This window comes from Mycoplana dimorpha (assembly GCF_003046475.1).
GTDB lineage: Bacteria > Pseudomonadota > Alphaproteobacteria > Rhizobiales > Rhizobiaceae > Mycoplana > Mycoplana dimorpha.
Map to the genome: position 1 here is coordinate 1 of NZ_PZZZ01000007.1, position 26023 is coordinate 26023.

At 64.5% G+C, this 26023-nt stretch carries 23 protein-coding genes and 1 tRNA gene; 7 read left to right on the plus strand and 17 right to left on the minus strand.

The features are described from left to right. Positions 1-74 precede the first annotated feature (74 nt). Together C7449_RS16320 and C7449_RS16325 are read left to right on the plus strand one after the other, a co-directional pair. Positions 75-950, plus strand: a complete 876-nt coding sequence (locus tag C7449_RS16320; RefSeq protein WP_108004227.1) for a glycine betaine ABC transporter substrate-binding protein — start codon at positions 75-77, stop codon at positions 948-950. 68 nt (positions 951-1018) lie between these two features. Further along, entirely contained in the window at positions 1019-1279 is a 261-nt protein-coding gene (locus tag C7449_RS16325) for a helix-turn-helix domain-containing protein (protein ID WP_108003974.1), read from the plus strand. A 107-nt stretch (positions 1280-1386) separates the two neighbouring features. Here the strand turns inward: C7449_RS16325 and C7449_RS16330 are convergent, their stop codons facing one another. Beyond that, the gene (locus tag C7449_RS16330) at positions 1387-1914 is read right to left on the minus strand and encodes a BA14K family protein (protein ID WP_342588266.1); all 528 of its coding nucleotides are present in this window, start codon (positions 1912-1914) and stop codon (positions 1387-1389) included. Positions 1915-2100: 186 nt separating this feature from the next. Between C7449_RS16330 and C7449_RS16335 the strand changes: the two genes are divergently transcribed. Together C7449_RS16335 and C7449_RS16340 are read left to right on the plus strand one after the other, a co-directional pair. Next, entirely contained in the window at positions 2101-3000 is a 900-nt protein-coding gene (locus C7449_RS16335) for an MBL fold metallo-hydrolase (protein WP_108004229.1), read from the plus strand. 636 nt (positions 3001-3636) lie between these two features. Further along, on the plus strand, positions 3637-4437 hold the full coding sequence (locus C7449_RS16340) for an SDR family NAD(P)-dependent oxidoreductase (protein WP_108003975.1): 801 nt from the start codon (positions 3637-3639) through the stop codon (positions 4435-4437). A gap of 105 nt (positions 4438-4542) precedes the next feature. On the opposite strand, the gene C7449_RS16345 is transcribed toward C7449_RS16340, so the two are convergent. After that, a tRNA-Ile gene (locus C7449_RS16345) sits at positions 4543-4618 on the minus strand. 146 nt (positions 4619-4764) lie between these two features. Between C7449_RS16345 and C7449_RS16350 the strand changes: the two genes are divergently transcribed. Next, entirely contained in the window at positions 4765-5508 is a 744-nt protein-coding gene (locus C7449_RS16350; protein ID WP_108003976.1) for an SIMPL domain-containing protein, read from the plus strand. Positions 5509-5731: 223 nt separating this feature from the next. Here C7449_RS16350 and C7449_RS16355 read toward each other — a convergent pair whose 3' ends face one another. From C7449_RS16355 to C7449_RS16380, 6 genes are all read right to left on the minus strand, one after another. Beyond that, positions 5732-6082 carry a hypothetical protein gene (locus C7449_RS16355; RefSeq protein ID WP_108003977.1) on the minus strand — a complete coding sequence of 117 codons (351 nt, stop codon included), beginning with the start codon at positions 6080-6082 and terminating at the stop codon, positions 5732-5734. Positions 6083-6421: 339 nt separating this feature from the next. Beyond that, positions 6422-6802 carry a nuclear transport factor 2 family protein gene (locus C7449_RS16360; RefSeq protein WP_108003978.1) on the minus strand — a complete coding sequence of 127 codons (381 nt, stop codon included), beginning with the start codon at positions 6800-6802 and terminating at the stop codon, positions 6422-6424. A gap of 97 nt (positions 6803-6899) precedes the next feature. Beyond that, positions 6900-7322: a secondary thiamine-phosphate synthase enzyme YjbQ gene (locus C7449_RS16365; protein WP_108003979.1), complete on the minus strand. Its 423-nt coding sequence runs from the start codon at positions 7320-7322 to the stop codon at positions 6900-6902. Positions 7323-7375: 53 nt separating this feature from the next. Beyond that, positions 7376-7729, minus strand: coding sequence for a DUF1428 domain-containing protein (locus C7449_RS16370; RefSeq protein ID WP_108003980.1), 354 nt, complete (start codon positions 7727-7729; stop codon positions 7376-7378). Positions 7730-8053: 324 nt separating this feature from the next. Next, positions 8054-8632, minus strand: a complete 579-nt coding sequence (locus C7449_RS16375; protein WP_108003981.1) for a transglycosylase SLT domain-containing protein — start codon at positions 8630-8632, stop codon at positions 8054-8056. Positions 8633-8736: 104 nt separating this feature from the next. Beyond that, positions 8737-10395 carry an alpha/beta hydrolase gene (locus C7449_RS16380; RefSeq protein ID WP_108003982.1) on the minus strand — a complete coding sequence of 553 codons (1659 nt, stop codon included), beginning with the start codon at positions 10393-10395 and terminating at the stop codon, positions 8737-8739. A gap of 440 nt (positions 10396-10835) precedes the next feature. On the opposite strand from C7449_RS16380, the gene C7449_RS16385 reads away from it, so the two are divergent. Beyond that, complete coding sequence (locus tag C7449_RS16385) at positions 10836-11942, plus strand: branched-chain amino acid ABC transporter substrate-binding protein (RefSeq protein ID WP_108003983.1); 1107 nt, start codon at positions 10836-10838, stop codon at positions 11940-11942. 85 nt (positions 11943-12027) lie between these two features. Here the strand turns inward: C7449_RS16385 and C7449_RS16390 are convergent, their stop codons facing one another. From C7449_RS16390 to recQ, 8 genes are all read right to left on the minus strand, one after another. Further along, entirely contained in the window at positions 12028-12321 is a 294-nt protein-coding gene (locus C7449_RS16390) for a GYD domain-containing protein (RefSeq protein ID WP_108003984.1), read from the minus strand. A 234-nt stretch (positions 12322-12555) separates the two neighbouring features. Then, entirely contained in the window at positions 12556-13992 is a 1437-nt protein-coding gene (locus C7449_RS16395) for a DUF1254 domain-containing protein (protein WP_108004230.1), read from the minus strand. A gap of 217 nt (positions 13993-14209) precedes the next feature. Beyond that, a complete protein-coding gene (locus tag C7449_RS16400; protein ID WP_170115915.1) occupies positions 14210-15100 on the minus strand; it encodes a DUF930 domain-containing protein in 891 nt (296 codons plus the stop codon). Positions 15101-15430: 330 nt separating this feature from the next. Further along, entirely contained in the window at positions 15431-17479 is a 2049-nt protein-coding gene (rpoD, locus tag C7449_RS16405; protein WP_108003986.1) for an RNA polymerase sigma factor RpoD, read from the minus strand. A gap of 407 nt (positions 17480-17886) precedes the next feature. Beyond that, a complete protein-coding gene (locus tag C7449_RS16410) occupies positions 17887-18234 on the minus strand; it encodes a GFA family protein (protein WP_108003987.1) in 348 nt (115 codons plus the stop codon). A 17-nt stretch (positions 18235-18251) separates the two neighbouring features. Continuing rightward, a complete protein-coding gene (tdh, locus tag C7449_RS16415) occupies positions 18252-19289 on the minus strand; it encodes an L-threonine 3-dehydrogenase (protein WP_108003988.1) in 1038 nt (345 codons plus the stop codon). Positions 19290-19322: 33 nt separating this feature from the next. Continuing rightward, on the minus strand, positions 19323-20510 hold the full coding sequence (locus C7449_RS16420) for a glycine C-acetyltransferase (RefSeq protein ID WP_108003989.1): 1188 nt from the start codon (positions 20508-20510) through the stop codon (positions 19323-19325). A 252-nt stretch (positions 20511-20762) separates the two neighbouring features. After that, positions 20763-22631, minus strand: coding sequence for a DNA helicase RecQ (gene recQ / locus C7449_RS16425; RefSeq protein ID WP_108003990.1), 1869 nt, complete (start codon positions 22629-22631; stop codon positions 20763-20765). A 522-nt stretch (positions 22632-23153) separates the two neighbouring features. Between recQ and C7449_RS16430 the strand changes: the two genes are divergently transcribed. After that, positions 23154-23732, plus strand: coding sequence for a GNAT family N-acetyltransferase (locus tag C7449_RS16430; RefSeq protein WP_108003991.1), 579 nt, complete (start codon positions 23154-23156; stop codon positions 23730-23732). 146 nt (positions 23733-23878) lie between these two features. Here C7449_RS16430 and dnaG read toward each other — a convergent pair whose 3' ends face one another. Then, entirely contained in the window at positions 23879-25876 is a 1998-nt protein-coding gene (dnaG, locus tag C7449_RS16435) for a DNA primase (protein WP_108003992.1), read from the minus strand. Positions 25877-26023 lie beyond the last annotated feature (147 nt).

The window sequence follows — 26023 nt, forward strand, 5'->3', positions numbered from 1 at the left end:
TGAGCAGCGCTGCCTGCGCTTGAAAATGGCGGCGTGCGCGCCGCCGAATGCGAACCTTCAAAAAAGGAGCAAACATGTTCAGGACACTCGTTACAATGAGCCTCGCGGCCGGCATTTTCACCGGCGCGGCCGGCACGGCACTGGCGCAGGACAAGGCGCCGGTGAAGATCGGCTGGTCCGCCTGGTCCGACGCCGAGTTCGTGACCAAGCTTGCCGCGAAGCTCATCAAAGACGAGCTCGGCCAGGAGGTCGAACTGATCCAGACCGACGTCGCGCCGCTCTACCAGGGCGTCGGCCGCGGCGACCTCGACGCCATGATGATGGCCTGGCTGCCGGAAACCCACGCCGACTACTTCGCCAAGGTGAAGGACAAGGTGACGACGCTCGGCACCGTCTATGACGGCGCGAAGCTCGGCTGGGTGGTTCCGAAATACGTGCCCGAGGACGCCATCGCCTCGATCGAGGATCTCAACAAGGACGACGTGAAGGAGAAGCTGAACGGCCGCATCGAAGGCATCGATCCCGGCGCCGGTCTCACGCGCCTTTCCGAGCAGGCCGTCAAGGATTACGAGCTCGGCGACTACAAGCTGCAGATCTCCAGCGAGGCCGGCATGCTGACGACGGTCGACCGGGCAATCCGCAAGGAGGAGTGGTTCGTCGCCACCTCCTGGAGCCCGCACTGGATGTTCGGCAAGTACGAGCTGCGCTACCTCGACGATCCGAAGGGCGCGCTCGGCAAGGCGGAGCATGTCGACGTGCTCGCCCGCAAGGACTTCGAGAAGGACAACCCCGAGGTCGCGGCCTTCCTGTCGCGCATGAAGCTGCCGATCGGCGATCTCGAGGCGGCAATGTTCGACGCGCAGGAGACCTCCTACGAAAAGGCCGTCGACAAGTACATCGAGGCTCACCCGGATCAGATCAAGGCCTGGCTCGGCAAGGAAAGCGGCTGACGCCGACGGTTCGCAGATCGCGCCTCGCGGCTGCGTCCGCGGGGCCATCAACACGAAGGAACTCGGACATGTACAACGACACCCTCGCACCGCGGGCCAGTTTCGACGCGGCATACGACACCATCGGCGGGCGGATCTCGCTGGCGCGCGACGCCGTCGGCCTTTCGGTTGACGAGGCCTCGGCCGTCACCGGCGTGACGACCGAAACCTGGTCGAACTGGGAGAACGATCGCGCCGCGCCACGCGCCAACCGCCTCGACATGTTGGCGCGCATCCTTCAGGTCAGCATTGCCTGGCTGCTTCACGGACAGGGCACCGGGCCACGTTAGGCTGGCCCGGCAGGAAGCCGTGAGGCGTACCGATCATCCGTTGAACCTATAGCGGGCGCGTTTAGCAGAGGGCGCGACCGCCAGTGCCACACCTAGACTTGCCAACGCTACAGGTACGGCGAAATGCATTGCCTGCGCGGTCCATAATAGGGCTGATACGTGTTGTCGTACGCCCGGTAAGAACTGTAGCGTGAATAGCACCATCCCACATGGCCGCTGGCGCCCGGGTATCGCGGCCCATAGTAGCGCGGCGCGTAGTACCCGCCGTAAGGCTGGGCAATCAGACCGCCGATGATCGCCCCTGCCGCCAGCCCGCCAAATACCGCACCGAAATCGTCGTCGTGGTTGCCGTGATGATGGTTGTGATGACTTCCGCCGTGGTGGCCGTTCCAATGCCCACCGCCATCGTGATCATGGTGATGCCCGCGACCATGATGGTTGTGGCCGCCGCCATTGCGGCTCGAGTGCCGATCGCCGCCGTGGTGACGTCGCCACTTTTGATTCTTGACCTTATGAACCTGTGAATTCTCGAGACTGGGTCCCGAGAATGACGGAAAGGCCTCCGCCGGCATGGCGCCCGACAAGGCGGTAGCCAGTGAGATCCCGAATACAGCGAGCGTTTTCACCTGCATCATACTCACCTCCCAATTGCATAACGCATGGTGCGGGCTTTTGTGCCGCTTCAAGGCGTCAACGGGCGCGACGTTCGACTGGTGCGCCTTGTCCACCCCTGGAGCAGCCTGCAGCAGGCGCGCTTTTTCCGCCCACCATGCGGAACCGAGTTCACTTTCGTCGGTTCGCTGCCCCGAAGGGAGGATACCATGCCAAAGCAGATACCGCTTGATCCCCGCGGGCGGGCCGCCAGCCCCGAGAGCGACGCTGCGCGAGATGACGACATTCAGGAGATTTGCCCCGATCTCGCCTATCGCCGTCTTGCAATCGTCAATGTCGCCTTCTTCGGAAGATCTGGAGCAGGTGACCGCGGCTGGGTTCTGGTCGATGCCGGGGTGATCGGAACGACGAGCCTGATAATCGAGGCCGCAGAGGCCCGATTTGGTCCGCATTCACGACCTGCAGCGATCATCATGACGCACGGACACTTCGACCACGTCGGCGGCTTGGAAGAGCTTGCCGAAAAATGGGATGTCGCCGTCTACGCGCATGAGCTCGAGCACCCCTATCTCAACGGCAGCGCCTCCTACCCTCCCCCGGACCCGTCGGTTGGCGGTGGCGTCATGTCGATGCTGTCGCCGCTCTATCCACGAGGGCCGGTCGACGTGAGCAGCAGGCTGCGGAAGCTTCCGCAAGACGGCAGCGTTCCGGGGATGCCAGGCTGGCGCTGGCTTCATACACCCGGCCACACCCCCGGCCATATATCGCTTTGGCGCGAGACGGATCGAACTGTCATAGCGGGCGATGCCATCATAACCACGCGGCAGGAATCGGCCTATGCTGTCGCGGTTCAGGCCGCGGAGCTCCATGGTCCACCGATGTACTACACGACCAATTGGCACAATGCCCGCACGTCGGCCGAGCTGTTGGCGTCAGTCGATCCGATGCGGGCAATCACGGGCCACGGTCCCGCCATGCAAGGGGATGAGATGTGCGCAGCGCTTCACGAACTCGCTCGCAATTTCGACCGAGTTGCGGTCCCGGACGGGGGAAAGTACGTCGATATACCGGCGGATGAACGGGAGGGCGGCGAGTACAGGAAGCCCTGACCGGCTGCTAAATCAACGCCCCCCATGAGGGACCGTTCTGCTGACGGCATTCCACGCGGCTTAAGGGGCCTTGGCGGGCCGGCAAGCTGGTTTTATCGATCCTGCTGGTGTCCTTGACGAGATGTGTTTTCCGTGGGTTGCTCCTCAGGTCAGACTGTTTCGATTTTGCGGGACCCTTTCAGGCTAACCCGTCCATTTTCGCTTCTTGTCCCGAAGGACCCGGCGGCGTGGCCGGCTCCTTGGGGCCTCGCTGATTCCGGCCACCGATGCCTGACGGCTTAGCAGGTGCATGCGGTTGAGCTGTTCCGGAACTTTCTGCACCGCCCACGGTTAGCGCCCGACCAGCGGTCAGCTTTGGACTGAACGGACGAGCCATGGTCGCCAAGGTAGTGGCAGGTGTTGCAATCCTCCTTATCATAGCAGGAGGCATTTACCTTTTCTGGCCCCGGCAGGAAACGGGGAAACCGGGACAACCCGCCCCTCACGCGATCGACCAGAGCCAATAGACCCTAGGCCTGTGACTCTCCTTTGTTGATACGCATTGCGGATGCCTTGAGGACGGGTCTGACAAGACATTGCTCGAAAAGAAGGACGGCTGCCGCGAGGTCGTTCTCAAGCCTTGAAGGAGGCGCTGCCATGGACACGAACCAGGCCGAGAAAGGGATCGCCATCGTCACCGGCGCCTCCAGCGGCATCGGCTACGAGCTCGCCAAGTGCGCCGCGGCGGATGGCTACGACCTCGTTATTGCCGCCGACGAGCCGGAAATCGAGCAAGCCGCGGCGACGCTGCGTGCCATGGGTGTCACCGTCGAGGCGGTCGAGGCCGACCTTGCGACGCTCGACGGTGTCGACCGTCTGGTCGACCGTGCGCAGGCGACGAACCGGCCGGTCGATCTCCTGATGGCCAATGCCGGCCGCGGCCTCGGCGAAGGGTTCCTCGACCAGGATTTCGCCGAAGCGCGGCGGGTGGTGGACACCAACATCACCGGCACGATCTACCTGGTCCAGCGCATAGGCAATCTCATGCGCAGCCAGGGATATGGGCGTATCCTGTTCACCGGCTCGATCGCTGGCTTCATGCCCGGCACCTATCAGGCGGTCTACAATGCCACGAAGGCGTTCATCAACAGCTTCTCCTTCGCGCTGCGCGAGGAGCTCCAGGGCTCGGGCGTCAGCGTCAGTTGCCTGATGCCCGGCGCGACGGAGACCCGCTTCTTCGAGCGCGCCCGCCTGATGGACACCGCGATCGGCCAGGCGAAGAAGGACGATGCAGCCGACGTCGCCAAGATCGGCTTCGATGCGATGATGGACGGTGAGGGCGGCGTCGTCAGCGGCTGGAAGAACAAGCTGCACGCGGCGGTGGCCAACATCACGCCGGCGAGCATCCTTGCCGAGCAGCACCGCAAGATGGCCGAGCCGTGCTCGGCGGCCGATTGACGCGGCAACCCTGGCTGGGGCGAAACCGACTGGTGTAGCGGGGCACCGGCTGCTGCCGCAAGCCTCCGATGAGCGCCGATTGCACGGCCAGAAACTCCGGAAAAGTGGTGGGCCCGGAGGGACTCGAACCCCCAACCAAGCGGTTATGAGCCGCCGGCTCTAACCATTGAGCTACAGGCCCGGCCGACACGGCGGCGCGCGGGGTCAATGGCGGCCCCGGAAAGACCCGTCTAGACGAATTCCGTACGGTCGACAAGCGCCGCCGCAATCCTTACACAATCTCGCGGGAATAACCAGTCAAGGGACAACCACACGGAGACGACCTGCATGCCCCGTTCGACACTTTTCCGCACTGCGTTCGGCGTCCTTGTCGCCGCCAGCCTGGGCACCATCGCCGCGCCTGCCTCCGCGCAGGAGCCGAGACCGCGCGAGCCGGTCGTCACTGTCACCGGCGAGGGCCGGTCGGACGTCGCCCCCGACATGGCGATCATCGAACTCGGCGTGGTCAAGGACGCCAAGACGGCGCGCGAGGCGCTCGACGCCAACAACAAGGCCATGGCCGATGTGATGAAGGCGCTGAAGGACGCGGGGATTGCCGAACGCGACCTGCAGACCTCCGGCTTCAACATCAACCCGCAATACCAGTACCCGCAGAATGAGAATGGCGAGAACAAGCCGGCGGTGCTGGTCGGCTACCAGGTCTCCAACATGCTGTCGCTGCGTGTCCGTGACCTTTCGAAGCTCGGCGCCATCCTCGACCAGACGGTGCGCCTCGGCGTCAACATGAGCGGCGGCATCCACTTCACCAACGACAAGCCCGAAGAAGCCATTGGCGAGGCGCGCAAGAAGGCGGTCGCCGACGCGATGGCCAAGGCCAGGCAATTGACCGACGCCGCCGGCATCGGCCTGGGGCAAATACTCGAAATCTCCGAGACATCCTACCGACCCTCCCCGGTACCGATGATGCGCAGCGCCATGGCGAAGGATTTCGCCGCCGAGTCGGTCCCGATTGCGGCCGGCGAGACCAGCTACTCGGTTAACGTGAACGTCACCTTCGCCCTGCAGCACTGACGCGGCGGCCCGAAGACCTCAAGGCGCTTTTCAGGGCCGAAGCCGTCACGGATCGGTGTCCCCGGCTCCGGGGAACACCCTTGTTCCTCGTCAGACTGTCGGCGCGGCCGGGCCTGCAGCTGGCGGACGCGTGGCAACAGGGTCAACGCACAAGGACCGGGACGGCGCATTCGCCATCCCGGTCCTTGTAAAAACCTCAATGTTTCGCAGAAGCGGCCGGTCGTCAGCGCCAGATCGTCGGGCAGCGCGGCGCATTGGCAAAGGCGATGCGCGTGTAACGGTGATGCTTCCAGCCCTCGACGACGACGCGGCGGTGGCTGACATCGGCGATGCGGGCCCGGCGGATGCCGTGATCGCGGGCCTTTTCGACGGCGAGCCAAGGCGCACAGCGGCCACGGTCGTTACGCTTGTCCCAACCGTAGCCACGGCCGTGATAGCCGTCGCGGTAGCCGCGGTGGTCGACGGTGGTGATATAGACGTCCATTCCGCCGGCTGAAGCCGCGGGGGCAACGGCCGTCAGCCCGGCGATCGCAAGCAGGGCGGCGGCGAAGGTCTTTCCGAGAAGGTTCGGCATGGAGTTCTCCTTTGATCGGGCGCGTCGGCTGCTGGGCAGCGACTGTTGCAATTCGATGGAGAACATTTACGGCCGCCAGGCTGAACGGCACCGGAATCGGCCATTCAGGCACCATTCAGGCCCGGTCGACGCCGGCACGCAGAATCACTTTTCGGCTGGAAGGACGCACCGTCTACCGCAAGGCGGTGCCAGGCGCGCCTCTTCAGGACGAGCCTAGGTCTGACGGGCAGATGTAACCACGCTCGGTAGGGAAGCGAGGCACGCGTTCGGGAGATGTTCAGCACCGGCAAACCTGCGCGGCAGAGCGTCGGCGCTGGAGGAACCCTTCCGGCGATGCCGTCAGCGCGCAACCTGGCGTACGAGATCGCCGGCATCGGCGAGCAGCGTCAGCCGGGTCACCAGGCCGCCGTCTATATCGAGCAGCAGCACCTTTTCGGTCGCATAGGCGTTTCCCGACGCCACCCGCCCGCGCGCAGTGAGCCGGATGGCCACCGGTGAGCCGCCGCTGGCGGTCATGATCACGGCGTCGCCGTAGTTTTCATCGAAGGCGGCGAAGTGCCGGGCGAGGCGATCACGCAACGCCGCCCGCCCAATCTCGCTTCCCTCCCCGATCCCGGCGATGGCGACATCCTCGTCCGCGTATCCGGCAATGGCAGCGTAATCGCGCGCATTCAGCGCCGCCACGAGGCCGGTAGCGATGGTGGTTGCCTCACCTGGCATGACAAACTCCTCTTTCTCGTCGCTATGCCGGCCTGCTGTTCAGCCGCCGGTTACGTCGTTGCAATGCCGGCAACGAGGCAGCGGTTCCGCAAAACTCTCACGGGCCGAGATGCAGAACGATCTCGCGATCATGCGGACGATCGCGGTGCTCGAACAAGAAGAGCCCCTGCCAGGTGCCGAGCGCCAGCCGCCCCTGGCTGACGGGAATGCCGATGGAGACCTGGTTCAGGGCCGCCTTGATGTGGGCCGGCATGTCATCCGGTCCTTCCATCGTGTGCGAGATCCAGCCCATCGACGGATCGTCGGACGGCGGCACCAGGCGGCGGAAGAACTGGTCGAGGTCGCGCCGCACGTCCGGATCGGCGTTCTCCTGGATGAGGATCGAACACGAGGTGTGGCGGACGAACACGGTGAGCAGGCCCTCGCCGACACCGGATCGCTGCACGAACGAATCGGCCTCGGCGGTGAATTCGTAGAGCCCCTGCCCGCGGGTCCGGATCGAAATGCTGGTCTGTGGCACCGCGCCTCCCTGGCCGTGTTCCGCCGTTATCCTCGTTTGAGAGTTGCGGTTCTCTATAGTTCCAGAAAGCTCTGGAACCCGCCATAGATCATCCGCTTGCCGTCGAATACACTCTTCCACTGGTCCTCCGTCAGGCGTGGGTCCTCCATCACCTTGGCGACGATCGCGTCGCGGCTCTCGCGTGACTCGTAGGTGATCCAGGAGAAGATGACGACCTCATCGTCCTTGGCGTGCACGGCGCGCGGAAACGAGGTCAGCTTGCCGTAGGGAACGTCGTCGCCGACGCATTCGACATAGGACAGTGCCCCGTTCTCCATCCAGACCGGACCGGCAATGCGGGCGAGATCCTGGTAGGCCTCGAGTTTCCCCTTAGGGACGGCAACGACAAATCCATCGACATAAGGCATGAGAGGCTCCTTGTGCGTGCGCTTGTGACAGGGCTGCGTTCCCGACGCATGGACGCGCCGATCGCAACCAGTCAAAGGACGAGCGGCGGGTCCTGGTCCGACATTCGGATCGCCCGCCCTTGTCGAGCGGCGCGGCGTTGCGACCTCGCCGGTGGGTGCGCCCCGCACCGGCGGCCGGACGCAGACCCGTCACGCAGGATACCCCCTATAAAAGGGCAGGCGCAATGGCCGATCCGAAAGCAACGAGGCCCGGGCTGGCCGGGGGCAGAGAGCCCTAAAGGGGTCGCGAAGCCTACAGCAAGAGGTTGGCCACACCCGCAGCGCTCACCAGCCGTTGCCGCAGTTGCGCAATTGCCCGGAGTAGCGCGAAGCCATCTTCGAGGCCCGGCCGGCGCCGGTCTTTGCCTGGCCGCTCCAACTGCCGCGGGCATAGCCGGCGTGACCGTCGTGATAGGCGATGTAGAGCCGGTAGGCATCGTTGAGCGGGATGCCGTTTCTCAGGTGGCTCTGGTGATGATACCAGCCGATGAAACGGATCGCGTCGCCGAAATCGGTTCGCCTGGCCATCGTGCGGCCGGTCGTTTTACGGTAGCGATCCCAGGTGCCGTCGAGCGCCTGCGAATAACCGTAGGCCGATGAGGCGCGTTTCCACGGGATGAACCCCAAGAGCTTGGTACGCGGCGGCTTGGCGTTATGGCGGAAGCCGGATTCGGTGTAGATCGTGGCCATCAGGATGGGGACCGGAACGCCATATTCGCGCTCGACCGCCTCGGCCTGGCGGCGCCAGTTGTTGAACAGACCATCCTTCTGCTCAAACACGGCGCAGGCATTATCGGTGTGGCGCGGCACGGTCCCGCAGCCGGCAAGCATCATCGTGAGGACGACGACAAAAACGCAACGCATCGCTCAATCTCTCAAATTCGAGAGATTGATAATTGGTAAAGCTTAATGTTTGGTTTTTGGGCCAGTACCGCGATGCGGCATCGCTTCGTCCAGTCCGCCGGCGCTCACCGCCGCTGCCGGTCGGCGCGGAACTTGTCCTTCAGCCTTGCGATCTGTTCCGGGCTCCAGGCGTTCTCCAGTCCGAGAACGGCGATCCAGCCGTCGATATAATGCTCGCCGGCATAGACATGGCCATAGCCCATCGGGGTCGTCGTCGCCATCGCCATGTCGAGCCCGAGCTGCAGGAAGGTGACGACGGGATACCAGCGGAGCTCCGGCGCCACGTCCGGGCCACGAGGGCCGACCATCCAGGCCGGCGGACGGCGGTAGGCGCCCTCGTCGAAGAAGGTGACCGGGTCACTGGCATATTGCAGATAGACGATGCGCATCGGTCCCCAGGGAGCGGCGGCCTCCGGCAGCGCGTTCCTCTGGCTGGTGAAGCGCACGTAGGATCCGTCGCCGAAGCGGGGCAGCCAGGCGGGCGTTCCCTTGTTGCGGCCCTCGGTGAACCTGCGCCAAATGCGGCTCTGGAATGGCGGGCCGGCCCAGAGCGCGCCCTGGTAGGGATCGGCGATCACCTCGAACAGCTCCGTCGACTGCTCCGAGCTGAGCGCACCGAGGCTCAGGCCGTACAGGTACAGCTTCGGCCGGGCATCCTTCGGCAGCTTGGTCCAGTAACCGTAGACTGCATGGAACAGTGCGCGGGCGGCATCCGTGCCATAGCCGGGCTCGACCAACAGCGACAGCCAGCTGGAAAGATAGGAGTACTGGATCGCCACGCTCGCGACGTCGCCGCCGGTCAGGTATTCCAGCGGATCGATGCCCTCCGGGTCGACCCAGCCTGTTCCGGTCGGCATGACGACGACCAGGGTCTTGCGCGCAAACCCACCCGTGCGGATCAGTTCCTTCAGCGCCAGCGCGGCCCGCTCCTCCGCATTTCGGCCAGCGTTCAGGCCGACATAGACGCGGACCGGCCGCTTGGCGGGCCGGCCGGTAAAGGCTGCTATCTCCTGCTCAGTCGAACCGCTGGCAACGAATTCGCGCCCGCGCCGGCCGAGATCCTGCCAGGAAACCAGCGATGCAGCACTGCCGCTGCGCGTGGGATCGGTGGGCTGTGGCGTATCCGGCTCGATCAGTTCGTCGAGGCGGCGCAGCGAGGAATCGACCGCATGAAGCGCACTGCGAAACAGCACGCCTTCGGCAGCGGTCCAGAACAGCACGAGCGCAAGAACGCCGCCGATCAGGCTGGAGACGCGCCGTGGGGCAAAACGCTCCGACAGCCGGGCGAACAGGCGCCAGGCAACGGCGAACAGGCGCGCCAGAGCGATTGCGACGATAGCGGTGAGAAGCGCGATGCCGCCGACCTTGAACGGTTGACCGGTCTCGAGCGGCGGCAATTCCATCAGCTTGCGAATTGAATTCTGCCATTCGGCCGTGCGCCAGAGAAAGACCAGAACGACGATGGCGCACAAAAAGGCGGCCGCGAACTTGACGGCCCGCCGGAACCGACCGACCGGCAAGGGCAGTTCCAGATAGTCCCAGGTCATCCAGGCGAGGACGCCCAGAGCGTAGCCGATGGTGAAGCAGACGCCGGACAGGACCCCCTGGGTCAGAGCGGTCCGCGGCAGCAGGCTCGGCGTCAGCGATGCGGCGAAGAATAGCGCACCTAGCAGCAGGCCGACGGTCGATAGCGAATACCAGAATTTCAGAAGGCGAAGGTGCATGGCGAAATTCCGTGTTTGCGGCGAAGACGGCCGGCAAATGCCGCCCGCCCACGGCAATGGGCGGCTACAAAGCAGCGCCTGCCCTCTGACTATGCGGTTTTGACGTCTCTCGCTCTGGTCGAACGATGCCGCCTTTTCGCCGCCCGCGCAACCGAGGGGGCGGTCCGCTGCCCCATTCGCCCTCCCCCTATCAACCGGGCGGAGAACCCTGCGGCATCTGATTTCGCGTCGAACGAGCGGCGCTGTTGTATATTACCGCTCATCACGAGTTATTATGTTGCGGCAGACGCGCGATTTTCCTAGTTAAAATGCGCAATTGTCCGCCGTCTTGAACGGTTACAAGCGCGTTTTACGGCTTCCGCCGGTGCAGGCAACGCCTGTGGCCTGGTGGGCCGGCGGTCCGGATCCTTCCCGGGATCCATTGTAGGGAGAGAGGAACCATGATTTTGAAGACGCTCACCGGCGCAACATTCGCAGCATCGCTGCTGCTGTCCACTGCCGCCTATGCCGACATCACCATCGGCCTGATCGCACCGCTGACCGGCCCGGTCGCGGCCTATGGCGACCAGGTCAAGAGGGGTGCCGAGGCGGCTGTCGCCGAGATCAACAAGAATGGCGGCATCCTCGGCGAGCAGGTGGTCCTGAAGCTGGCTGACGACGCGGGCGAGCCCAAGCAGGGCGTCTCCGCCGCCAACCAGCTCGTCGGCCAAGGCATTCGCTTCGTTGTCGGTCCGGTGACCTCGGGCGTGGCCATTCCGGCTTCCGACGTGCTGGCCGAGAACGGCGTGCTGATGGTGACGCCGACGGCGACCGCTCCGGACCTCACCGCGCGCGGCCTGCCGAACGTGCTGCGCACCTGCGGCCGCGACGACCAGCAGGCGACCGTCGCCGCCGACTACGTCGTCAAGACGATGAAGGACAAGAAGATCGCCATCGTCCACGACAAGGGCGCCTACGGCAAGGGTCTGGCCGACAACTTCAAGGCCGGCATCAACGCCGGCGGCATCACCGAGGTGCTCTACGAGAGCGTGACCCCGGGCGAAAAGGACCTCAGCGCCCTCATCACCCGCCTGAAGGCAGAGGGCGTCGAAGTCATCTACTTCGGCGGCTATCACCCCGAGGCAGGCCTGCTGGCCCGCCAGCTGCACGACATGTCCGTACATGCCACCATCATCGGCGGCGACGGCCTGTCCAACAGCGAACTCTGGGCAATCGCCAACGATGCGGCAGCCGGCACGACCTTCACCAACGCCATCGATGCCCTCAAGAACCCGGATTCTGCAAAGGCCGTCGAGGTCCTGAAGGCCGCCGGCATCCCCCCGGAAGCCTTCACCCTGAACGCCTATGCCGCCGTCGAGGTGCTCAAGGCGGGCATCGAGAAGGCCGGCAGCGCCGAGGATTCGGCCGCCGTCGCAACGGCGCTGAAGTCCGGCGAGCCGATCCAGACCGCAATCGGCAAGCTCACCTATGGTGAAACCGGTGACCTGACGTCGCCGAGCTTCTCCCTGTTCAAGTGGGAAGACGGCAAGATCGTCGCCGCCGAGTAAGATCTGCAGTGCAGGAACTAACGAACGCCGGGAGAACACTCCCGGCGTTTGTGCATTAAAGGCGATCCGCCGTTGCGGGCTGCCGTCAGCCGAGCGAGCCGATGAGCTCGCGATAGGCCGATTCAGGGAACGCCTTGAGCGTTTTCGTGCGCACGCTGCCGGCCTGGCCGAGCGTCAGGCAGAAGCGGGCGGCGACCGCATCGTCGGGCGCCTCGCAGACAGCGACCATGTCGTACTCGCCCATGGTGAGATAGAATTCCTTGAACGAGCCGCCCATGTCGCTAAGCGCCTTCTTGGCCGCGTCAAGCCGCTTCGGCGACTCCCGCACGTTCTTGATGCCCTGTTCCGTCCAGTTGATGAAAACGATGTACGTTGTCATGGCACACCTTCCCGCGTCCGCGCGACGCAGCAGCCGATGCCCCTCACCCCGCCAAAACTATACGCCCGCGAGGCGTGACCCCACAAGCAGACAACCGTGTTTCCGGTCCCCATTCGGCCGGCCTGCAGACAGCAACGGGACCGGAAACATCACGGGACCCCGCCAATCGGAGTCGGTCTTCGAACGTCGGGGCATGGTCGGAGATTACGGTCGTCCGGGCCCGTCGGGGGCCGATCAAACCTTCCGGACCGGCGGGATGACCCATGACCCGTCGAGGATCGACGGTGGGCTGTCGTCCGGCCAGTAGAGCCGCATCATCAGGATGAACTTGTCCTTCGGCGCCGGCAACCAGTTCGCTTCCTTGTCGGCGCCGGGCGACTCGTGCTGGATGTAGATGTCGGTCGATCCATCCGGATTGGTCTTCAGCTGTTGCCGGGCGCTGATCGAGTAGCGGTTGATGGGATTGTCGACGAAGAAGTACTGGTCGTTGTACATCGTGATCGACCAGAAGCCGCGCACCGGCGGCATCTGCCCTTTCGCAAACGTCAGGACATACTTTTCCGAGCCTTCATAGACGCGCGAAAACAGCCCCTCCTTCATCTTCAGCGATGTCGGATAGACCGCATCCTGCGGTCGGTTGGCGCCAAGCCCGATAGCGGTGACCAAGGCCCGCTGCAGATATTCCGTCCCGTATACACCGGTCTTGGTGGTGTAGCCCCAGCCGTTGATGTCCTTCACGTCGCCGTCGCTGTACTTGAAGTGCAACATGATGCGGCCGAAGGCGATTTGCGGAATTCGCCTGGTGAAGCGCGCATCGAGCTTGCTCTTGTCGAAGTCATTGCCGGAAACGATGCCGATCTCCGCCAGCTTGGGAACGATCGCGGCATCCGCCGCGCTCGGCGGATTTGTCTTCAGCAGCTCGGCGAGCAGGGTGAAGTACTCCACCGCGTCCATCCGGTTCACCTGGTCGCGCACCGGGGTCTTCATGTCGATGCTCGGATCGACCTGGCCGGGCGGCGGCGTCCAATCCTTTCCGTAGGCGCTGAGCGGCACGAGCTTGCACTGGTCCTGCAGGTCGTGGACGGCCTTGTAGTCCTCCTGCGTGCCGGTGCAGTAGATCCGGCCGAGTATCCAGACCAGACTGGTCGGCGACTTGTATTCGGTCACGCCTTCGGGGATCGTCCCCTGCCAGCCCGGCCTGGTAATCGCGTAGCTCTGTGCCCGGCCGCCGGTCGTCCGCTTTCCCGGCACCTGGAACACGGTCGTCCAGCCGTCGAGCATCGGAAACAGGAAATAGCGGTCCTGCATGTCCGGGATCGAGAACACCCAGGGCTCGTGTCCGACATCCACGAAGGCGGTCGTGTAAAGCGTGTCGGCGTTCGGCGCCGTCACGTCCCGGAACGAGGCGTTCGGGTATTCGCGCAGCTTGATCAGGTGGCCCATCGGCCCCTTGCTTCCCTCGGGCTTTTCGACGTTCGTCACCACCCGGCGCGTCATTTCCATGGTGACCAGCGGATAGCCGTAGATATAGGCGTCGACGGCATTCCAGAAATCGCCGCTTCCGTCGAACGGGTCTGCGATCGGCAGATCCATCGCAACTGCAGGCGTCAGGGCGCTTGCGGCAAGCAATCCAAGTCCGCCGATCGAAACGGCGCGGCGAGATACATTCATCGCAGCCTCCAAAGCTAGACTTTCCTGATGGCCAGCCCCTAAGCAGAGTGCGCTAGCGCGTCCCGCCTCCCCCACGCGAGGGAATACATTAACACGATGGGCCGGCGCTCGGGCCAATGCTGCGTGCCGAATTCGGCGGCTCGGCGCGTTCCCCATTAGGCTTAGCCGGAACGGCGAAACCGCCCGCCCATAGTGCCGGGGATTCGCCGGCGATTTCCTACCAGACGGGAAAACCTCTGGTCTGCCATTCGCTCCTGGGAACCTCCGCCCCGACCGCGAAGGCGAAGCTCACGACGCGGGTCGCATCGCCGTCGACCTCGCAGCGGAAGCTGAGGTCGTACCAGCGGGCATTCGCACGGAACGCAGCGCGACGGACCTCGAGCACCGTTCCGCGCGACAGCCGAAACGTGGGCAGAAGGTCCGGCTTGTGGGGCGGCGATGCATGCCGGAGCTGGGCGTACAGCTCGGTGCTGCACAACTGCTCGACGCGCGCGCCGCGCGGCAGGTCGGCAATGGCCGTCCTGGCCACCGGATCGTCGGTGATACTTTCCGAAAAGAGCCTGCCTGCCTCGGTGAGCGTTTCATTCTCAAGGCCGGGCTGATCGGACGCCTGTTCCGCCTCCGTTATTGCCTCTTCAGCCGGACCGCCGTCCACCGGCGGCTCCTCAAGCGCGGTTGATTCCTCAACTTCGGCCGGCAGGTCTCCAGGCCCGGCGTCGGGCAGTTCCGCCGTTGCCGAAGGCGTCGCGGAATCCGACTTTTCGGTTGCCCCTGAAGGCGCACTCGGCGGCGCCTCCGCAACTTTTGCGGACGGGCGTTCTGCCGGCACCGTCTTCGCAGCGGCGATATCCACCCCGTCAGACCCCGTGACCTTGTCAGCAAACTCGAAGACCGGCCGCAGGACCGGTATCGGCACCTTGCCGGGAGCCGGACCGTCGGCTTGACCTTCCGGCTGGGCCTCCATATCCGGCGTCATCTCTTCAGGCTCATCCGGTGACGGCGGCGTGGCCTCCTGTTGCTGCTTTTCCTCCGGGGTCGGTTGTTGCGCGGCCTCCTGCGGCGGCGGCACCAGTTCGACGCTGATGCTTTCCTCGGCGGCGGACGGCAACTCTTGCGCCGGAAGGCGGACGAACAGGGCGGCAGCGATCGCCAGGTGAAGCGCAATCGAGACGAGCGCGCCCCAGCCGGGCTCATGCCAGCGCTTCCGTGCGATCCGTCGCATCATCCGGAGCCGATGCCCTCATAATCCTCGCGCTGTCGGCCAGAACCGCGGCGAAGCGCAAAACAAAACCCGGCCAGTTTGACTGACCGGGCTGTGATTTCAACAGGGCGACCCTCGCTTAGTAGAGGGCTGCCCGTAAAAGGTCTCACGGCTACCTGCCGCAGGCCTTCTTCCTATCCTCATCCCAAACCGCCGCACCGGTCTGGGTGTGATGCCTCAGCTGTCGAGGAAGCTTCGCAGCTTGCGCGACCGGCTCGGGTGCTTGAGCTTGCGCAGCGCCTTGGCCTCGATCTGACGGATGCGTTCACGGGTGACCGAGAACTGCTGCCCTACCTCTTCCAGCGTGTGGTCGGTGTTCATGCCGATGCCGAAGCGCATGCGCAGCACGCGCTCCTCGCGGGGCGTCAGCGAGGCCAGAACGCGGGTGGTCGTCTCGCGCAGGTTCGCCTGGATGGCGGCGTCGATCGGCAGCAGCGCGTTCTTGTCCTCGATGAAATCGCCGAGGTGGCTGTCTTCTTCGTCACCAACCGGCGTTTCGAGGCTGATCGGCTCCTTGGCGATCTTCAACACCTTGCGCACCTTCTCCAGCGGCATGGCGAGCTTTTCGGCCAGCTCTTCCGGGGTCGGCTCGCGGCCGATCTCGTGCAGCATCTGGCGCGAGGTGCGGACGATCTTGTTGATCGTCTCGATCATGTGCACCGGAATACGGATCGTGCGGGCCTGGTCGGCGATCGAGCGGGTGATCGCCTGTCGGATCCACCACGTCGCATAGGTGGAGAACTTGTAGCCGCGACGGTACTCGAACTTGTCCACCGCCTTCATCAGGCCGATGTTGCCCTCCTGGATCAGGTCGAGGAACTGCAGGCCGCGGTTGGTGTACTTCTTGGCGATCGAGATCACCAGACGGAGGTTGGCCTCGACCATCTCCTTCTTGGCGATGCGGGCCTCGCGTTCGCCCTTCTGCACCATCGAGACGATGCGGCGGAACTCGGCGATCGAGATACCGGTCTCGGTCGCCAGATTCTGGATCTCCTGGCGGATGTCGCGAATCGTGGCGTTCTCGGCCTTGGCGAATTCCTTCCAGCCCTTGGCGGCCAGGTTGCCGATCGACTTCATCCAGTTCGGATCGAGCTCGGCCCCGGAATACTGTTCCAGGAACGAATCGCGCTTGACGCCATAGCTTTCGGCAAGGCGCAGCAGGCGGCCCTCGTTCTGCATCAGGCGCTTGGAGATGTCGTAGAGCTGCTCAACGAGGCTGTCGACGCGGTTCTGGTTGAGCGACAGCGACTTGACTGCCGTGATCAGCTCGTCCTTCAACTCCTTGTAGCGGCGCTCCTGTGCAGGCGACAGCGTGCCGGTTGCCTGCAGGCGGGCTTCCACCTGCTGGTCCTGCAGCTTGCGCAGCTTCTTGTAGGTCTCGGCGATCTTGTCGAGCGTCTCCATGACCTGCGGGCGCAGCTCGGCTTCCATGGCGGCGAGCGAGAGGTTCGACTCGTCGTCGTCCTCTTCCTCTTCCTCCGGCGCCGGCATGTCACCGCCGACATTGGTGATGTCGTCCTCGCTGGCAGCGCGGCTCTTCTTCGCCTTTTCCTTCTCCTCGGCGGCCTTACGGTCGGCCTCGATCTTCTCCGGGCTCTGGAACTGCGGAGCAGCCTTCGCCTCGGGGCCGGAATAGGTGGTTTCGAGGTCGATGATCTCGCGCAGCAGCGTCTGACCCTCGTTCAGCTCGTCGCGCCAGATGATCAGCGCCTGGAAGGTCAGCGGGCTCTCGCATAGCCCTGCGATCATCGTCTCGCGGCCGGCCTCGATGCGCTTGGCAATGGCGATCTCGCCCTCGCGCGACAGAAGCTCCACCGAGCCCATCTCGCGCAGATACATGCGCACCGGATCGTCGGTGCGGTCGGTCGGTTCCTTCTTCTTGGCGGTCGCAAGCGCGGTGCCGCCGGAAGAGGTGATTTCGCCGCCCTCGGCTTCGGTGTCATCGTCGCCGTCGTCGTCGCCGCCCTGCGCCTCCTCGGCGTCCTCGTCCTCGATGACGTTGATGCCCATGTCGGAGAGCATAGCCATGGTGTCCTCGATCTGCTCGGAGGTGACCTCCTCCGACGGCAGGACCGAGTTCAGTTCGTCCATGGTGACATAGCCGCGCTTCTTGGCGGCCTTGATCATTTTCTTGACGGCATCATCGGAAAGATCCAGAAGCGGGCCGTCCGGTGCGCCTTCGCGTTCGGTTTCGGCGTCTTCGTTTTCTTTGACCTTGGTTGCCATTTATTCTTCGCTTTCCTGGGGTATTCAGTTTACTGCCAATTCGGGACCGCGCGGGCGCCGGACCATGCTCGCGCGCCTGCCAACCAGTTTCACTGACCTAACGGAATGAAACTTAAATCCTGTTTAACCACGCCTTCACCGAGAAGGCCGGGTACATGCTGCCGCGTCAACGCAATTGACATGACTTCCCGATCCGCCGTACCCATTCTCACTTGTGCTGGGAATTGTGATTCCCAGAAATTTCGGTTCCGTCAAGCTATTATGCCAAAAAAGCCTGAAAACCCGTAGATTCGAGTCCTCAAGCCCAAAGGCGCTGGTTGCGTGTGCAAAGCACATGTAGGGATGGTCGTGGAAAAGACAAGGGGTACGCGGGCACCGACGGAATCCGCGAATCGGAGCATAGCACGCTAGAACGACCGCCCGTCAACTTTTGTAATCGAAAGTTTGTCGAGATCGATCGCCGGAATGCAGCGCAGGTTGACCGCTGCCATCTCGTTCCCCTTCCCGTCCGCACCCTCTCCAAAGGGGGCGATGCCGCACACCGCACAGAAATGATGACGGATAACGTGACGATTGAACTGATAGGTCGATACGTTCTGTTCCGGCACGGTCAGCACCAGCTTGTCCCTCGGCACGAAAGCCAACAGGCCGCCGCGCCGGCGGCACATCGAGCAGTTGCAGTCCACCGCCGTATCGAAGTCGCCTTCGACCTCGAAGGCGACATTGCCGCAGTGGCAGCTTCCCTCATATTTCATTCTTCCTCTCCTTACGTTTAGTACCAGTCCATCACGACCTTGCCGGAGCTTCCCGAGCGCATCGCCTCGAAGCCGTCGCGGAATTCGTCGATCCTGATGCGGTGGGTGATGATCGGCGACAGGTCGAGGCCGCCCTGCACGAAGGCGATCATCTTGTACCAGGTCTCGAACATTTCACGTCCGTAGATCCCCTTCAGCGTCAGCATCTTGAAGATCACCTTGTTCCAGTCGATGCCGAAGGCGACGGGGGCGATGCCGAGGATGGCGATCTTGCCGCCATTGTTCATCGCGTCGATCATCGATCGGAAGGCGGGTGGCGCGCCGGACATCTCCAGACCGACGTCAAATCCCTCCGTCATGCCGATCTCGTTCATGACCTCCGTCAGGTCCTGCCTGGAGGCGTCGACGACGTGGTCGATGCCGACCTTGCGAGCGAGTTCGAGCCGCGCCGGGTTGATGTCGGTGATCACGACCTTGCGCGCCCCGGCGCGCCTGGCAACCATCGCTCCCATGATGCCGATCGGGCCGGCGCCGGTCACCAGCACGTCCTCGCCGACGAGATCGAAGGAGAGTGCTGTGTGCACCGCATTGCCGAACGGATCGAAGATCGCCGCCACCTCGTCCGGCACCTCGTCGGGGATCGCCACGACATTGTGCTCGGGGATGCAGAGGAACTCGGCAAAGGAGCCCGGCCGGTTGACGCCGACGCCCTGCGTATAGTGGCAGAGATGCCCCCGTCCGGCGCGGCAGTTGCGGCACTTGCCGCAGACGATGTGCCCCTCGCCCGAAACCCGCTCGCCGACGTGGTACTTGGTGACGGCCGAACCGACCTCGGCGATCTCGCCGACGAACTCGTGGCCGACCACCATCGGCACCGGAATGGTCTTCTGCGCCCACTGGTCCCAGTTCCAGATGTGCACGTCGGTGCCGCAGATAGCCGACTTCTTCACCCGGATCAGCACGTCGTTGGGGCCGGGCTCCGGCACGGGCACGCTTTCCATCCACAGCCCGACCTCGGGTTTCGATTTGACCAATGCGCGCATCATGTTCGACATCACCAAATCTCCGCAAGCAATTCAGAAGAATCTTCAAATCACTCCGAGTTCGCGTCCCACTTCAGCAAAGACGGAAATCGCCTTCCGGACGTCGGCCTCGCTATGGGCCGCCGACATCTGGGTGCGGATGCGGGCCTGGCCCTTCGGCACGACGGGGAAGGAGAAGCCGATCACGTAGACGCCCTTCTCCAGCATCCGCGCCGCCATCTCCTGCGCCAGCGCCGCATCGCCGAGCATCACCGGAATGATCGGATGCCCCTCGCCGGCCAGCGTGAAGCCGAGCTTGGTCATCTCGGAGCGGAAGAGATCGGCATTGGCGTAGAGGCGTGCGCGGAGCGCATCACCGTGCTCGATCAGGTCGAACACCTTCAGCGAGGCGGCGGCGATGACCGGCGCCAGCGTGTTGGAGAACAGATAGGGGCGCGAGCGCTGGCGCAGCCAGTCGACCACCTCGGCCTTCGCCGACGTGTAGCCGCCGGAAGCGCCGCCGAGCGCCTTGCCGAGCGTGCCGGTGATGATGTCGATCCGGCCCTCGACGCCGCAGTGTTCGGGCGAGCCGCGGCCGTGCTTGCCGACGAAACCGACGGCGTGGCTGTCGTCGACCATGACCATGGCGCCGTATCTTTCGGCAAGATCGCAGACGCCCTGCAGGTTGGCGATGATGCCGTCCATCGAGAAGACGCCGTCGGTGGCGATCAGCCTGAAGCGGCTGCCTTCCGCCTTCTTCAGTTCCTCTTCCAGCGCGGCCATGTCGTTGTTGGCGTAGCGGAAGCGCTTCGCCTTGGAGAGGCGCACGCCGTCGATGATCGAGGCATGGTTCAGCGCATCCGAGATGATCGCGTCGTCTTCGGAAAGCAGCGTCTCGAACAGTCCGCCATTGGCATCGAAGCAGGAGGAGTAGAGGATCGTGTCCTCCATGCCGAGAAAGGACGAGATCTTCGCCTCGAGCTGCTTGTGTTCTTCCTGCGTGCCGCAGATGAAGCGCACCGAGGCCATGCCGTAGCCGTAGCGGTCGAGCGCCTGCTTGGCCGCGTCGGCCAGATCCTCGTTGTCGGCGAGCCCCAGATAGTTGTTGGCGCAGAAGTTCAGGACGCGCTGACCGGAGGCAACCTCGATCTCACCCGCCTGTTTGGAGGTGATGACCCGCTCGGACTTGTAGAGCCCGGCGGCCTTCAGGCCCTCGAGTTCGGCGCGCAGGTGGGAAAGGAAGGTGTCGGTCATCGGTGGGCGTCTCCGATAGGACAGAATACCCTCGACCTCTTAGCACGCCGGCTGCCGTCTTGCAGCCCCGGCCGCGATGTCGCCGGCCGCCCGAGGCCCGGTACGTTATCAGCCTGCCGAGCGGGAGGTGCGCTTCATAGGTTCCCGGCTCCTCCGGGGCAGTCTGGAAAAGCCTCATCCATCCCCTTCCTGCCCGGGTAAGAGGTCGGGGTGGCGGTAAGGGGCGAGCTCAGGGAAGATCGGAGGTGTCGCTCACCCCTCGATATAGTCCTCGATGACCTGAAGAAACGCCTTGCCGAAGCGCTCCCGCTTGCTCTGGCCGATGCCGGGGATGTCGAGCAGTTCGTCCCAGTCGCGCGGTCGCTCCTTGGCGAGCGCGATCAGGGTCGCGTCGGGGAAGACGACATAGGGCGGCACGTCGAGGTCCTTGGCGATCGACAGGCGCTCGGCGCGCAGCTTTTCGAACAGTTCGAGATCGGAGCCGGCGAGGTCGGCGCGCTCGCGGGCGGAGGCCGACTTCTGTCCCTTTGCCGCCTTGGCCGAAACCGGCCGGTCCTTGCGGAAACGGACCTCGCGTTCGCGGCGGAAGACGGCGCGCGCCTCGGGCTCGAGCTTCATCGCCCCGAAGGCCGTGTGGTCGATGCGGATCAGGCCCATGGCCAGCAACTGGCGGAACACCGACTGCCAGGTGCGGGCCGGAATATCCTTGCCGGCGCCGAAGACCGGCATGTCGACGTGGCCGAAGCGCTCGGTCTTGTCGTTGACGGTCCCCAGCAGCACGTCGATGACATGGCCGGTGCCGAAGCGTTCGCCGGTGCGGTAGACGGCTGCGAGCGCGGTAATCGCAGCCTCCGTGCCGTTCCAGGTCTCGACCGGATTGCGGCAAGTGTCGCAATTGCCGCAACCGCCGGGATGGCTCTCGCCGAAATGGGCCAGGATCGCCTGGCGGCGGCAGGAGGCGGTCTCGCAGATGGCGAGCAATGCGTTCAGCTTGGCGCGCTCGACGCGCTTCACCTCCTCGGCGGCATCACCTTCGTCGATCATGCGGCGGCGCTGCATCACGTCGGCCATGCCGTAGGCCATCCACACCTCGGACGGCTGGCCGTCGCGCCCGGCGCGTCCGGTTTCCTGGTAGTAGGCCTCGACCGAGCCCGGCAGGTCGAGATGGGCGACGTAGCGCACGTCCGGCTTGTCGATGCCCATGCCGAAGGCGACGGTGGCGACGAGGCAGAGGTTTTCGTCCTTGAGGAAGGCGTCCTGATGGGCGTCGCGCACCGCGCGGTCGAGCCCGGCGTGGTAGGGCAGCGCGCGGATCCCCCGCTTGTCCAGCCACTCGGCGGTGTCCTCCACCTTGGCGCGCGACAGGCAGTAGACGATGCCGCTGGTATCCTTGTGGCGCGAGAGGAAACGCAGCAACTGCTGGCGCGGCTGGTCGCGCTCGACGATGTCGTAGGAAATGTTCGGCCGATCGAAGGAGGTGGTAAACACCTTGGCATCGGTGAGCGACAGCCGCTCGATGATGTCGTCACGCGTGTGCGGGTCGGCGGTGGCCGTCAACGCGATGCGCGGCACGCCGGGAAAGCGTTCCGCAAGGCAGTCTAGCGCCCGGTACTCTGGGCGGAAGTCATGGCCCCACTGCGAGACGCAGTGCGCCTCGTCGATGGCAAAAAGCGCGATGCGGGCATTGCCGATCAGCTCGGCGAAACCTTCGGTGACGAGGCGTTCGGGCGTGACGTAAAGAAGGTCGAGCTCGCCGGTGCGGACGGCGCGCATGGCGGCGACCGCCTCCTCGCGCGACAGCGAGGAATTCAAGGCCGCGGCGCGCACGCCGAGTTGCTTCAGCGCCTCCACCTGGTCGCGCATCAAGGCGATCAGCGGCGAGACGACGATGCCGACGCCGTCGCGGCAAAGCGCCGGGATCTGGAAGCACAGCGACTTGCCCGCCCCGGTCGGAAACAGCACGACGGCATCGCCGCCGGCGGTCACATGCTCCACCACCGCCTGCTGCTTGCCACGGAAGGCATCATAGCCGTAGACGCGCTTGAGCACGTCGAGCGGCGCACGCCCTGCATCGAACAGGCGGTCGGTGGAGAATGGAGGGTCGGGTCGTTGAAGCGGCATCGGTCTCTTTCGGGGAATCGCCCGCGCATCATCGCCAGACGGCGCAGTGGCGCAAGGGGCGATACTCTGGAGTGTCCGCGCTGTTCGGCAGCAACCGCCTCTGCAAGAAGAAATTCGGCGCGCCTGGCCGCGTTCCGCCCGGATTTAGATCATGGAGCATGCGGCTTGCCGCCGTGCCCCATAGGGACCGACGGTATCCTGCGCGCGCCTTTTGCACGTTTTACTTGTGCAACTCTACCGGGGCGCGCTTACGCGATTGGTCGGATGAGTTTAGAATTTTTTCCCGCAGCGGCTCATGCGAAGCCGTCGGGAAGAGAGCTAAGCGCTTCGCGCTCCAAAGAATTAGCTTCGCGCGCCTTAGCTTATGTTCTCACGCATGTCTCTCCCGAAGCGGTCCCACTTCCGGGAGCCATGTTCTAGCGAGGGAGGCAACCATGATGCAGGTCGATCCCAACATATCGCATGCGTGGCGAGTTATTTCTCGAACGATGCCTCTCAGAGCTTGGTTTTCCGGAGGCACAAATGATTACGCTTGAGCCACCGCTACGATTTGCACGCGAAGCAGATGCAAGGGAATTGGCTGATCTCGTCAACTTCGCTGGCCAGGGTCTTCCCCTCTACATTTGGGAGGGACTTGCAAGGGACGATCAGGACCCTTGGGAGGTTGGCCGCGCTCGGCAATTGGAAAGGGTGCGCAAAGGCCAAATCGTGGTTGCAGACTTTGGAGACGGTGCCGTCGCGTCTCTGACCGGCTACCCGATCGGCTCGGAGCCCAAGCCAATCGGCGATGACTTCCCCGCCCTGTTTCGGCCGTTTCAAGAACTGGAGAACAAGGCCCTCGAAAGCTGGTATGTCAATGTGCTGGCCTGCTACCCCGAATACCGCGGGCGCGGACTTGGGTCACGCCTGCTCAGTGCGGCAGAACAAATGGCTCGGGATCAGCAGTTGCGGCGGATGAGTGTCATCGTCGCAAGCGATAATGCAGGCGCAAGACGATTATATGAGCGACATGGCTACGAAGAAGTCGCAGCACTCCCCTGTGTGAACGAAGGCTGGGAAACCGATACAGAGCACTGGGTGCTCCTGATCAGACCGCTCTAGTGTATGACTGCTCCTCGACATTGGACGTAGACATGCACGTCGTCCTTGCTGATTTGTGAAGATGACAACGGCCACTGTCCGCTGGATGCGAAGGCTTGCGTCCCCTTGTGGCGCGAAGTGGTCGCCGGGCTGCCACCACGCGGCGCCTACCCCTTGGCCGGCCCCTTCACGCGCCCGGACATGACGCCGAAGCCGTCGATGATGGCCTCCTGGTTCTCGAGCCGCGTGGTTTCCAGTTGCACCTCCTGCAGGGCGCGCAGGATCTGCGGGACGCGCTCGGCGTCGCCTTCCTCGGTGGCCTCCGCCAGCTCACGCTCGAGCTCCCGCCGTTGCCACAGGAGCGCGCGGGTGCGCTTGTGCAGCGCCAGTGCCTGCAGATAGCTCTCACGGGCGTCCGACGGCGCCGCCTCTGCCGTCGCCGTCCACAGGCGGGCGTTGCGGACCTGCTGGTCCATGCCCTTCAGCATCGCGGCGAAGTCCGCCGCTTCGAGTTCCTCCACCAGCCGTTCGCGGGTCAGACGGTCGCCGGCCGACGCCGCAATGCCGAGCACGGCCGACCAGAAACGCTGCAGGTCGCGATTGTCGAACTCGATCGCCGCGACCTCGTCATACTCCTCGAAGAGAAGCTGCGGGTGGTTGACGATCGTCAGCGCCAGCGCCGTTTCGCGCAGCACCGGCAGTTCCTGCGCGCCCCGAACGAGGGTGGAGCGCGCCAGGCCGGCGGAAACGCTGGTCGGCAGGGGCGCCTGGCTGCCGCCGGCAGATCGCCCGCCCGGCTGGCGGCCCCGCCGTGCGCCAAAGCCGCCACGCTCGCCGCGCTGGCTGGCAACAGGCTGGAAGAAGCGGTTCAGTCGGTCGCGCATGTCCTGCTGGTAATGGCGGCGGACGTTCTCGTCGGCGATCACCGAGACGATCTGCTTCAGCCGCGCCTCCAGTTCGGCGCGGCTTTCGGGTGTGTCGTAGCTGCCGGTGCCGGCCTCGCGCATCCAGATCATCTCGGCCAGCGGCTGGGCGGAAGCCAGGACCTTGTCGAACGGCTCCCGGCCCTCGTTGCGGACGAGGTCGTCCGGGTCCTTGCCGTCAGGCAGAAGCGCGAAGCGCACCGTGCGGCCCGGCCGGATATGCGGCAGCGCCAGCTCGGCGGCACGGTTTGCGGCACGAATGCCCGCCCCGTCGCCGTCGAAGCAGAGGATCGGCTGCGGCGTCATCTTCCAGAGCAGCTCGAGCTGGGCCTCGGTAAGGGCGGTGCCGAGCGGGGCCACCCCGTTCTCGATGCCGGCCTGGTGCAGGGCGATCACGTCCATGTAGCCTTCGACGGCGATGATCGTGCCGGCGCCGTCGTCCGCTCCGTCGCTGCCGCGGCGCCCCTGGGCCGCCCTGCGGGCGCGGGCGAAATTGTAGAGCACGTTACCCTTGTGGAAGAGTTCGGTCTCGTTCGAGTTCAGGTATTTGGCCGGCGCGTCCGGCGACATGGCACGGCCGCCAAAAGCGATCACCTTCTCGCGCGACGACAGGATCGGAAACATGATCCGGTCACGGAAGCGGTCGTAGGAAACGGGGATATCCGGTCCGTGGACGACGAGGCCGCACGCCTCGATCTGTTCCTTTGGCACGCCCCTGCCCGCCAGATGTTCCTTCAGCACGTTGCGGCCGTCCGGCGCGTAGCCGAGGCGGAACGTCTCGATGGTGCGGCCGGTCAGCCCGCGGTCGCGGAGGTAGGCGCGCGCCCGGGCACCGGCGGCAGACTGCAACTGCTGCTCGAAGAACGTGGCGGCCATTTCCATGACGTCGAGGAGCGAGGTGCGCTCGCGCTCGCGCCGCTCGGCCTGTGCGTCGGGCTGGGGCATCGCCATGCCGGCCATGTCGGCAAGCTGCTGCACCGCTTCCGGGAAGCCCAGACCGTCGAGTTCGGTGAGGAAACGGAAATGATCGCCGGACACCCCGCAGCCGAAGCAGTGATACCGGCCCTTGCGGTCCTCGCAATGGAAGCTCGGCGACTTCTCGCCGTGGAACGGGCAGCAGGCCCAATAATCGCCGCGCGAGACATTGGTCTTCTTCCGGTCCCAGGTGACGCGCCGGCCGATCACGGCCGATATCGGCACGCGGTCACGGATTTCGTCGAGGAAGGAAGGCGTAAAGCGCATGATGGAACGTGGTCTCCGTCGCCGCCGGCGGGCGACTGGCTTCTATAGGCTGCGGGGCCACAATACGGCAAGTCGCGGATGGACGACAGTGCCGGCGGTCCGGAACGGCGGACGGGATTTCGCCTCGACAGTTTGACAGAGGCGGCG

Excerpts from the sequence above, each read along its gene's own strand:
- dnaG (WP_108003992.1), bottom strand. The coding sequence starts at position 25,876 with ATGCGCTTTACGCCTTCCTTCCTCGACGAAATCCGTGACCGCGTGCCG.
- C7449_RS16330 (WP_342588266.1), bottom strand. The coding sequence starts at position 1,914 with ATGATGCAGGTGAAAACGCTCGCTGTATTCGGGATCTCACTGGCTACC.
- C7449_RS16335 (WP_108004229.1), top strand. The coding sequence starts at position 2,101 with ATGCCAAAGCAGATACCGCTTGATCCCCGCGGGCGGGCCGCCAGCCCC.
- C7449_RS16390 (WP_108003984.1), bottom strand. The coding sequence starts at position 12,321 with ATGACAACGTACATCGTTTTCATCAACTGGACGGAACAGGGCATCAAG.
- C7449_RS16375 (WP_108003981.1), bottom strand. The coding sequence starts at position 8,632 with ATGCGTTGCGTTTTTGTCGTCGTCCTCACGATGATGCTTGCCGGCTGC.
- C7449_RS16340 (WP_108003975.1), top strand. The coding sequence starts at position 3,637 with ATGGACACGAACCAGGCCGAGAAAGGGATCGCCATCGTCACCGGCGCC.
- C7449_RS16325 (WP_108003974.1), top strand. The coding sequence starts at position 1,019 with ATGTACAACGACACCCTCGCACCGCGGGCCAGTTTCGACGCGGCATAC.
- recQ (WP_108003990.1), bottom strand. The coding sequence starts at position 22,631 with ATGCCGCTTCAACGACCCGACCCTCCATTCTCCACCGACCGCCTGTTC.
- rpoD (WP_108003986.1), bottom strand. The coding sequence starts at position 17,479 with ATGGCAACCAAGGTCAAAGAAAACGAAGACGCCGAAACCGAACGCGAA.
- C7449_RS16350 (WP_108003976.1), top strand. The coding sequence starts at position 4,765 with ATGCCCCGTTCGACACTTTTCCGCACTGCGTTCGGCGTCCTTGTCGCC.
- C7449_RS16385 (WP_108003983.1), top strand. The coding sequence starts at position 10,836 with ATGATTTTGAAGACGCTCACCGGCGCAACATTCGCAGCATCGCTGCTG.
- tdh (WP_108003988.1), bottom strand. The coding sequence starts at position 19,289 with ATGTCGAACATGATGCGCGCATTGGTCAAATCGAAACCCGAGGTCGGG.
- C7449_RS16320 (WP_108004227.1), top strand. The coding sequence starts at position 75 with ATGTTCAGGACACTCGTTACAATGAGCCTCGCGGCCGGCATTTTCACC.
- C7449_RS16360 (WP_108003978.1), bottom strand. The coding sequence starts at position 6,802 with ATGCCAGGTGAGGCAACCACCATCGCTACCGGCCTCGTGGCGGCGCTG.
- C7449_RS16355 (WP_108003977.1), bottom strand. The coding sequence starts at position 6,082 with ATGCCGAACCTTCTCGGAAAGACCTTCGCCGCCGCCCTGCTTGCGATC.
- C7449_RS16420 (WP_108003989.1), bottom strand. The coding sequence starts at position 20,510 with ATGACCGACACCTTCCTTTCCCACCTGCGCGCCGAACTCGAGGGCCTG.
- C7449_RS16370 (WP_108003980.1), bottom strand. The coding sequence starts at position 7,729 with ATGCCTTATGTCGATGGATTTGTCGTTGCCGTCCCTAAGGGGAAACTC.
- C7449_RS16410 (WP_108003987.1), bottom strand. The coding sequence starts at position 18,234 with ATGAAATATGAGGGAAGCTGCCACTGCGGCAATGTCGCCTTCGAGGTC.
- C7449_RS16430 (WP_108003991.1), top strand. The coding sequence starts at position 23,154 with ATGATTACGCTTGAGCCACCGCTACGATTTGCACGCGAAGCAGATGCA.
- C7449_RS16380 (WP_108003982.1), bottom strand. The coding sequence starts at position 10,395 with ATGCACCTTCGCCTTCTGAAATTCTGGTATTCGCTATCGACCGTCGGC.
- C7449_RS16395 (WP_108004230.1), bottom strand. The coding sequence starts at position 13,992 with ATGAATGTATCTCGCCGCGCCGTTTCGATCGGCGGACTTGGATTGCTT.